Raw genomic sequence first — 8,611 nt, forward strand, 5'->3', positions numbered from 1 at the left:
CTTCCCGATCCTCTACTCGCTTTGCAGCATCTCTTCCAGCTGTTCCTGCGCATCCAGCCATGCCATTTCGCACTCTTCCAGACCGGATTTGGATTTGGCCTGAACCTGCAGGCACTCGGTCAGTTCGGCTTTGCGTGCCTGATCGTACAGCCCGCTGTCCCCGAGCTTCTCTTCCACCGTCGCAAGTGCGGCGTGGAGTTTCTCCATCTCTTTTTCCAGACGGGTAATCTCTTTACGCAGAGGCTGGGTTTGGGTACGCAGTTCCGCTTCACGGCGTTTCTGATCTTTACGCGCCTGGGCGCTGTTGGCGTTGTCTTTTGCATCGTCGGCAGGCTGATTTTCCTGCTTCTGCACGTCGGTCAGCCACTGCTGGTAATCTTCCAGATCGCCGTCGAAGGGTTCGACTTTGCCATCGTGGACCAGATACAGATCGTCAGTTGTGGAGCGGATCAGGTGTCTGTCGTGCGAGACCACAACCAGCGCGCCTTCGAACTCGATCAGCGCTTCGGTCAACGCCTGACGCATGTCGAGATCCAGGTGGTTGGTCGGTTCATCGAGCAGCAGCAGGTTCGGACGCTGCCAGACGATCAGCGCCAGCACCAGACGGGCTTTTTCGCCGCCGGAGAAGCGCGCGGTCTGTTCCGTCACTTTATCGCCCTGGAAGCCAAAACCGCCGAGGTAATCGCGCAGCTTCTGCTCCATCTCCTGCGGCGCCAGGCGCGCCAGGTGCTGAAGCGGGGACTCATCCGCGCGTAAAAACTCCAGCTGGTGCTGGGCGAAGTAACCAAGCTTGATGCCCTTCGCCAGGCCGATATCGCCGCTGACCGGGTTAAGCTCGCCCGCCAGCAGTTTGATAAGCGTTGACTTACCGGCGCCGTTACGGCCGAGCAGGCCGATACGCGAACCCGGTACCAGGTTGAGCTTGATGGAGTCGAGAATGATGCGCTCGCCGTAGCCCGCACTGACCTTTTCCATTTTCAGCAGCGGATTCGGCAGGCTTTCAGGCTCGCGGAAACTGAAGTGGAACGGGTTATCAACGTGCGCCGGGGCGATCATCTCCATACGTTCCAGCATCTTAATGCGGCTTTGGGCCTGTTTCGCTTTCGACGCTTTGGCCTTAAAGCGATCGACGAAGCTCTGCAGGTGGGCCACGCGCTGCTGCTGGCTTTCGTACATCGCCTGCTGCTGGGAGAGACGCACCGCGCGCTGGCGTTCGAACGAGCTGTAGTTGCCGGTATATTCGAACATCGATTCCTGTTCGATATGAATGATTTTGTCTACCACCGGATCGAGGAAGTCACGGTCGTGAGAGATCAGAATCAGCGTACCCTGATAGCTTTTCAGCCACTTCTCCAGCCAGATCACCGCATCAAGATCGAGGTGGTTGGTTGGTTCATCGAGCAGCAGGAGGTCGGAGCGGCAGATCAGCGCCTGGGCAAGATTAAGACGCATCCGCCAGCCGCCTGAGAAATCGCTGACCGGGCGTTCAAGCTGTTCGTTGCTGAAGCCCAGACCGTGCAGCAGCGTGGAGGCGCGGGAGCGAATGGTCCATGCATCGATAGCGTCCAGCTTGCCGTGGACATTGGCAATGGCGTGCCCGTCGTTGCGCTCGTTGGCGGCATTCAGCTCGGCTTCGAGCTTGCGGTATTCCCGATCACCGTCAATAACATAGTCCATTGCCGGTACGCTCAGGGCCGGGGTCTCCTGATTTACCCAGGCCAACTGCCAGTTACCAGGGTAAGTGAAGTTACCGCCATCCGCGCTGATCTCGTTTTTCAGCAACGACAGTAACGTGGATTTGCCGCAGCCGTTTTTACCCACGAGGCCCACTTTCTGGCCCGGATTAATGGTGGCTGTCGCGTTGTCCAGCAGGACGCGGACACCGCGCCGAATTTTTAATGAGGAGAAAACAATCATAGAGCGCCGTATGTTCAGACTATGTTAGGTTGTCATTATAATAAGGTTAAATATGCCGCCACGCGCCGCGTGGGTGTGCCATGGTAGCCCAAAACAACAGTGATGACGACCCGGGAGAGGAATGATGTCCCAGACAGCAAAAGTGCTGCTGCTGTATGCCCATCCGGAGTCTCAGGACTCGGTCGCCAACCGGGTTTTGCTTCAACCGGCATTACAGCTCAGTCATGTGACGGTGCACGACTTGTACGCGTGCTACCCCGATTTTTTTATCGATATTCCGCGCGAACAGGAACTGCTGCGCCAGCACGACATTATCGTGTTCCAGCATCCCCTTTACACCTATAGCTGCCCGGCGTTACTGAAAGAGTGGCTGGACCGCGTGCTCAGCCGCGGTTTCGCCAGTGGAGTAGGGGGAAATCAGCTGGCGGGAAAGTACTGGCGTAACGTCGTGACCACCGGCGAGCCGGAGAGCGCCTACCGCCACGACGGTCTTAACCGCTATTCGATGAACGACATTTTACGCCCGTTTGAACTGACAGCGGCCATGTGCCGCATGCACTGGATGAGTCCGATGATTATCTACTGGGCGCGTCGGCAGCAGCAGCAGGAGCTGGCCAGCCATGCCAAAGCCTACGGCGATTGGCTGGCATCGCCGACCCTGACGGGAGGTGGCTGATGGAAGGTTCCGATCTGTTACTGGCAGGGGTGCTGTTTCTGTTCGCTGCGGTGGTGGCGGTGCCGGTCGCCGCGCGTCTGGGGATTGGTGCGGTACTCGGTTATCTGCTGGCCGGCATTGCCATCGGTCCGTGGGGGCTGGGGTTTATCAGCGATGTCGACGAAATTCTCCACTTCTCTGAGCTCGGCGTCGTCTTCCTGATGTTTATTATTGGCCTTGAATTGAACCCGGCGAAGCTCTGGCAGCTGCGCCGTTCAATCTTCGGCGTGGGTGCCGCGCAGGTACTGTTTAGCGGGGTGATCCTCGGCGGACTGTTGATGCTGACCGATTTCTCATGGCAGGCGGCGGTGATCGGTGGGATAGGGCTGGCGATGTCCTCCACCGCAATGGCGCTCCAGCTGATGCGCGATAAAGGCATGAACCGTAGCGAGGCGGGACAGCTGGGCTTTTCGGTATTGCTGTTCCAGGATCTGGCGGTGATCCCGGCGCTGGCACTGGTCCCGCTGCTGGCGGGGTCGGGCGACGAGCACTTCGACTGGATGAAAATCGGCATCAAGGTGCTGGCGTTTGCGGGCATGCTGGTGGGCGGGCGTTATCTGCTGCGTCCGGTATTTCGCTTTATTGCGGCCTCGGGCGTGCGCGAAGTGTTTACCGCCGCCACGCTACTGCTGGTCCTTGGCTCGGCGCTGTTTATGGATGCGCTCGGGCTGTCGATGGCGCTCGGAACCTTTATTGCGGGGGTGCTGCTGGCGGAAAGTGAATACCGGCACGAGCTGGAGATCGCTATTGATCCGTTTAAAGGGCTGCTGTTAGGGCTATTCTTTATTTCGGTCGGTATGGCGCTGAACCTTGGGGTACTTTATACCCACATCCTGTGGGTATTGATGAGCGTGGCGGTGCTGGTCGCGGTGAAAATGCTGGTGCTTTACGGTCTGGCGCGGGTGTATGGCTTGCGTCATGCGGAACGGGCGCAATTTGCCGGGGTATTAAGTCAGGGGGGTGAGTTCGCTTTTGTGCTCTTCTCCACAGCATCCTCCCAACGTTTGTTCCAGCATGATCAGATGGCGCTGCTGCTGGTGACCGTCACGCTGTCGATGATGACTACGCCGCTGGTGATGAAGCTTATTGACAAGCGGCTTGCTCGCCGTTTTAACGCCGCTGAAGATGAACATGAAGCGCCGTGGGTAGAAGACGATAAACCGCAGGTAATTGTGGTGGGCTTTGGCCGTTTTGGGCAGGTAATTGGCCGTCTGCTGATGGCCAATAAAAAGCGTGTTACCGTGCTGGAGCGCGATATCAGCGCGGTAAATCTGATGCGTAAGTACGGCTATAAGGTTTATTACGGCGATGCCACGCAGGTGGAACTGCTGCGATCCGCGGGTGCTGAGGCGGCGGAGTCTATCGTCATCACCTGTAACGAGCCGGAGGACACCATGAAGCTGGTGGAGATCTGCCAGCAGCATTTTCCGCACCTGCATATTCTGGCCCGTGCGCGGGGACGTGTTGAGGCGCATGAGCTGCTGCAGGCCGGTGTTAAGCAGTTTACGCGTGAGACCTTCTCCAGTGCGCTGGAGCTGGGACGCAAAACGCTGGTGACGCTGGGCATGCATCCGCATCAGGCCCAGCGCGCGCAGCTGCACTTCCGTCGTCTGGATATGCGCATGCTGCGCGAGCTGATGCCGGTGCATACCGATACGGTGCAAATATCCCGTGTGCGGGAGGCGCGCCGTGAGCTTGAAGAGATCTTTCAGCGTGAGATGCAGCAGGAACGTCGGCAGCTGGATGGCTGGGATGAATTTGAATAACGGGGTTAAATGATGGCAATTCGTAAACGCTTTATCGCCGGCGCAAAATGCCCGGCCTGTCAGGTGCAAGATTCACTGGCCATGTGGCGGGAAAACAATATCGATATTGTTGAGTGTGTTAAGTGCGGTCATCAGATGCGGGAAGCGGATAAAGCGGCGCGCGAGCATGTCCGCAAAGAAGAGCAAGTGATCGGCATTTTTCATCCAGACTAGCGATATGCCCTGAGTTTTTTTAAGCTAAAGGGTACACGGGTGCAGATTTCCGTTACAATCTGCGCCAGCAATTTTCCCACGCTCAGGAGATATCATGAAAGTAACAAAAGACCTGGTGGTCAGCCTGGCCTATCAGGTACGTACAGAAGACGGTGTGTTGGTTGATGAGTCTCCGGTGAGTGCGCCGCTGGACTATCTGCACGGTCACGGTTCCCTGATTTCCGGCCTGGAAAACGCGCTGGACGGTCATGAAGTTGGCGACAAATTTGACGTAGAAGTTGCGTCTAATGACGCTTACGGTCAGTACGACGAAAATCTGGTTCAACGTGTTCCTAAAGACGTCTTTATGGGCGTTGACGAACTGCAGGTTGGCATGCGTTTCCTGGCTGAAACTGACCAGGGTCCGGTTCCAGTTGAAATCACCGAAGTTGAAGATGACCACGTTGTGGTTGATGGCAACCACATGCTGGCTGGCCAGAACCTCAAGTTCAACGTAGAAGTGATTGCCATCCGCGAAGCCACTGAAGAAGAGCTGGCTCACGGTCACGTTCACGGTGCGAACGGTCACGACCACGATCACGACCACGATGGCTGCTGCGGTGGTCACGGCCATAGCCACGATCATGACCATGGACATGAGCACGGCAAAGGCGGTTGTGGCGGTAATGGCGGCTGCGGCTGTCACTAATACCGACCGGTATAAAAAAAGCGGGAATATCCCGCTTTTTTTACGTCTTAATAATGGGGCGGCGGCGTCTCTTCTGACTGCGACGCAATGTGCGATGGCTGTGTCGCTTTCACTTTTTCCGTCAACAGACGCATTAAATCCCTCAGCTTCGCCATCTCCAGCTCGTGAGCGGTGACGGTTTGGTTCAGCTCATCGATGGTGATCTCCTGAAAAGCCAGGCGGCTTTCAAGCTCAGCCAGTCGTGCTTCCAATACTGTAGTATCTTGCATGATTCACCTCGTTTATCTGTTGCCCCACTTCTGGGGTTCGCGGCGGCGAATATTACCCGAGATTACTCTCACGTGCAGTAATCATCCTGTTGCTGCGAAACTAATTAAAACAAAAATAGTCTGAAATGTGTTGAGAATCGGGAGAGTCTGTCTGTAGATTTGTTCCACAACGTTTTATAGTACGCAACTCATTTACGCTTAACACGGGGTGAGAGTCCCCGGTCCTGGAGATATGGATGAAATCACTGTTTAAAGTAACGCTGCTGGCGACCACGATGGCCGTCGCACTGAATGCGCCGCTGACTTTCGCTGCTGATACTGCTGCGAAGCCTGCTGCAAGCGCAGACAGCAAAGCAGCGTTCAAAAATGACGACCAGAAATCAGCCTACGCACTGGGCGCATCTCTGGGCCGTTACATGGAAAACTCTCTGAAAGAGCAGGAAAAACTGGGCATCAAACTGGATCAGACTCAGCTGATCGCCGGTGTTCAGGATGCGTTTGCCGATAAGAGCAAACTCTCCGACCAGGAAATCGAACAAACTCTGCAAGCTTTTGAAGCCCGCGTGAAAGGCGCCGCTCAGGAGAAAATGGAGAAAGACGCAGCCGAAAGCGAAACGAAGGGTAAAACCTACCGTGACACGTTCGCGAAAGAGAAAGGCGTTAAAACCTCTTCTACTGGCCTGCTCTACAAAGTAGAGAAAGAAGGCACGGGTGATGCGCCAAAAGACAGCGATACCGTTGTCGTTAACTACAAAGGCACCCTGACCGACGGTAAAGAGTTCGATAACTCTTATACCCGTGGCGAACCGCTCTCCTTCCGTCTGGACGGTGTTATCCCAGGCTGGACCGAAGGCCTGAAAAACATCAAGAAAGGCGGCAAAATCAAGCTGGTTATTCCACCGGCCCTGGCATACGGTAAAACAGGCGTTCCGGGTATCCCGGCTAACTCCACGCTGGTGTTTGATGTAGAGCTGCTGGACATTAAGCCAGCGCCGAAAGCAGACGCTAAGCCGGACGCTGCTCCGGCAGCAGAAGCAGCCAAGAAGTAAATCGCTAAAAACCGCCGCCTTTAAGGCGGCGGTTTTTTTATTGTGGTGCAGATATAATTAACACTGGAAGCGCTACCTACGCTGTATTAATTTAGTTGCCCGTGTAAATAATGAGCCTGCCCTGAAAGCATACCGACAGGCTCCTGAAAAGGAGTGTTTTTTTCATGACCAGGTCGCTTTTAACCAATGAAACCAGTGAACTTGATTTACTGGATCAACGTCCTTTCGATCAGACCGATTTCGATATTCTGAAATCCTACGAAGCGGTGGTGGACGGGTTAGCGATGCTCATCGGGTCCCACTGTGAAATCGTTCTGCACTCCCTGCAAGATCTGAAATGTTCTGCCATCCGCATTGCCAATGGTGAGCATACCGGCCGTAAAATTGGTTCGCCAATCACCGACCTTGCACTGCGTATGCTCCACGACATGACCGGCGCCGACAGCAGCGTCTCCAAATGTTATTTCACGCGCGCGAAAAGCGGCGTCCTCATGAAATCTGAGACAATTGCGATCCGTAACCGCGATCATCGGGTGATTGGTTTGCTGTGCATCAACATAAACCTTGATGTGCCGTTCTCGCAGATTATGAACACCTTTATTCCGCCAGAAACCCCGGACGTGGGCTCTTCGGTCAACTTCGCCTCCTCTGTTGAAGACCTGGTCACCCAGACGCTGGAATTCACCATTGAAGAGGTTAATGCCGATCGCAATGTGTCAAACAACGCTAAGAATCGTCAGATCGTGCTTAACCTTTACGAGAAAGGCATTTTCGACATCAAGGATGCGATTAACCAGGTCGCTGACCGTCTGAATATCTCCAAACATACGGTCTATCTTTATATCCGCCAGTTCAAAAGCGGTGATTTCCTGGGGCAAGAAAAGTAATGCGTTTTGCGTTGATGGTTACCGGCCCGGCTTACGGTACGCAGCAGGCCAGTAGTGCGCTGCAGTTTGCGCGTGCGCTGCTGGCCGCGGGCCATGAGCTGGTCAGCGTCTTTTTTTATCGGGAAGGGGTGTATAACGCCAACCAACTGACGTCTCCGGCCTCGGATGAGTTCGACCTGGTACGGGCATGGCAAGCGCTGCACCAGGAACACGACGTGGCGCTGCACATCTGCGTGGCGGCGGCGTTGCGACGCGGCGTGAACGATGAGAGCGAAGCGAAACGTCTGGGTTTACCTGCAGCCAACCTCAATGATGGATTTTCACTTAGCGGACTGGGCGCGCTGGCGCAAGCGGCATTGACCTGCGATCGGATGGTGCAATTCTGATGAACCGCGTTGCTTTTGTCTTTACCTCTGCCCCGCACGGCACATCCGCCGGAAGGGAAGGGCTGGATGCGCTGCTGGCGACCTCTGCACTGACGGAGGAGATCGGCGTCTTCTTTACCGGGGACGGTGTATTTCAGCTGCTGGCCGGTCAACAGCCGCAGGCGGTGCTGGCGCGAGACTACATCGCGACCTTTAAAGTCCTGCCGCTGTATGACATCGAGACGTTTTACGTGTGTGCGGCCTCACTGCAGGCGCGGGGTTTGAATGAGAACACGCCCTTTGTTCTGGACGCTACGGTGGTTGCCCCCGACGTGCTACGTGAACATCTTTCCCATTTCGACACCATTCTGACATTCTGAGGCGGCCATGCTCCACACTCTGAGCCATTCACCCTGGCATTGTGACATCGACAGTATGATGAGAATGCTGCACGAGGGCGACGCGTTACTGCTCATTCAGGATGGCGTCCTCGCTGCGGTAGAAGGTAGCCGCTTTGTTGATATTCTCAGTAATGCCCCCATAACAGTCTCTGCGCTAAAAGACGATATTGATGCCCGCGGCCTTGCTGGTCAAATTTCAGCCAAAGTTGACGTGGTTAGCTATACTGACTTCGTCAATCTTGCGGTGCAACACACCGGTCAAATGAACTGGTGATCGCAGATCGCTGTATATTTCTTGACACCTTTTCAGCGTAGCCCTAAAATTTCGCGTCCTCATATTG

General features: G+C 55.3%; 11 protein-coding genes. 9 read left to right on the forward strand and 2 right to left on the reverse strand.

The window, feature by feature from the left end; all coding sequences use genetic code 11:
• Positions 1-12 precede the first annotated feature (12 nt).
• Complete coding sequence (locus ACRDD5_RS21705; protein ID WP_438677959.1) at positions 13-1,917, reverse strand: ABC transporter ATP-binding protein; 1,905 nt, start codon at positions 1,915-1,917, stop codon at positions 13-15.
• A 124-nt stretch (positions 1,918-2,041) separates the two neighbouring features.
• Between ACRDD5_RS21705 and kefG the strand changes: the two genes are divergently transcribed.
• From kefG to slyD, 4 genes are all read left to right on the forward strand, one after another.
• Complete coding sequence (kefG, locus tag ACRDD5_RS21710) at positions 2,042-2,593, forward strand: glutathione-regulated potassium-efflux system ancillary protein KefG (protein ID WP_438677960.1); 552 nt, start codon at positions 2,042-2,044, stop codon at positions 2,591-2,593.
• Positions 2,593-4,398, forward strand: a complete 1,806-nt coding sequence (gene kefB / locus ACRDD5_RS21715; RefSeq protein ID WP_438677961.1) for a glutathione-regulated potassium-efflux system protein KefB — start codon at positions 2,593-2,595, stop codon at positions 4,396-4,398. Before kefG ends, kefB begins: the two co-directional genes overlap by 1 nt.
• A 12-nt stretch (positions 4,399-4,410) precedes the next feature.
• Positions 4,411-4,611, forward strand: coding sequence for a YheV family putative zinc ribbon protein (locus ACRDD5_RS21720; protein WP_271282683.1), 201 nt, complete (start codon positions 4,411-4,413; stop codon positions 4,609-4,611).
• A gap of 94 nt (positions 4,612-4,705) precedes the next feature.
• Positions 4,706-5,299: a peptidylprolyl isomerase gene (gene slyD / locus ACRDD5_RS21725; RefSeq protein WP_271282541.1), complete on the forward strand. Its 594-nt coding sequence runs from the start codon at positions 4,706-4,708 to the stop codon at positions 5,297-5,299.
• Between the two features lie 47 nt (positions 5,300-5,346).
• Here the strand turns inward: slyD and ACRDD5_RS21730 are convergent, their stop codons facing one another.
• Positions 5,347-5,568, reverse strand: coding sequence for a protein SlyX (locus tag ACRDD5_RS21730; protein ID WP_271282540.1), 222 nt, complete (start codon positions 5,566-5,568; stop codon positions 5,347-5,349).
• 236 nt (positions 5,569-5,804) lie between these two features.
• Here ACRDD5_RS21730 and fkpA point away from each other — a divergent pair, with 236 nt between their 5' ends.
• From fkpA to tusB, 5 genes are all read left to right on the forward strand, one after another.
• Positions 5,805-6,617 (forward strand): FKBP-type peptidyl-prolyl cis-trans isomerase, encoded by an 813-nt coding sequence (gene fkpA, locus ACRDD5_RS21735; protein WP_271282539.1) that lies wholly within the window; start codon positions 5,805-5,807, stop codon positions 6,615-6,617.
• 164 nt (positions 6,618-6,781) lie between these two features.
• Positions 6,782-7,504: a helix-turn-helix transcriptional regulator gene (locus ACRDD5_RS21740; RefSeq protein WP_271282538.1), complete on the forward strand. Its 723-nt coding sequence runs from the start codon at positions 6,782-6,784 to the stop codon at positions 7,502-7,504.
• The gene (tusD, locus tag ACRDD5_RS21745; RefSeq protein WP_271282537.1) at positions 7,504-7,890 is read left to right on the forward strand and encodes a sulfurtransferase complex subunit TusD; all 387 of its coding nucleotides are present in this window, start codon (positions 7,504-7,506) and stop codon (positions 7,888-7,890) included. Before ACRDD5_RS21740 ends, tusD begins: the two co-directional genes overlap by 1 nt.
• Positions 7,890-8,249: a sulfurtransferase complex subunit TusC gene (gene tusC, locus ACRDD5_RS21750; protein WP_438677962.1), complete on the forward strand. Its 360-nt coding sequence runs from the start codon at positions 7,890-7,892 to the stop codon at positions 8,247-8,249. Before tusD ends, tusC begins: the two co-directional genes overlap by 1 nt.
• A gap of 7 nt (positions 8,250-8,256) precedes the next feature.
• Complete coding sequence (gene tusB / locus ACRDD5_RS21755; RefSeq protein ID WP_271282535.1) at positions 8,257-8,544, forward strand: sulfurtransferase complex subunit TusB; 288 nt, start codon at positions 8,257-8,259, stop codon at positions 8,542-8,544.
• Positions 8,545-8,611 lie beyond the last annotated feature (67 nt).

Origin of the sequence: Silvania sp. (assembly GCF_051656365.1) — a bacterium.
In the GTDB taxonomy this organism is placed as follows: domain Bacteria; phylum Pseudomonadota; class Gammaproteobacteria; order Enterobacterales; family Enterobacteriaceae; genus Enterobacter; species Enterobacter hatchlandensis.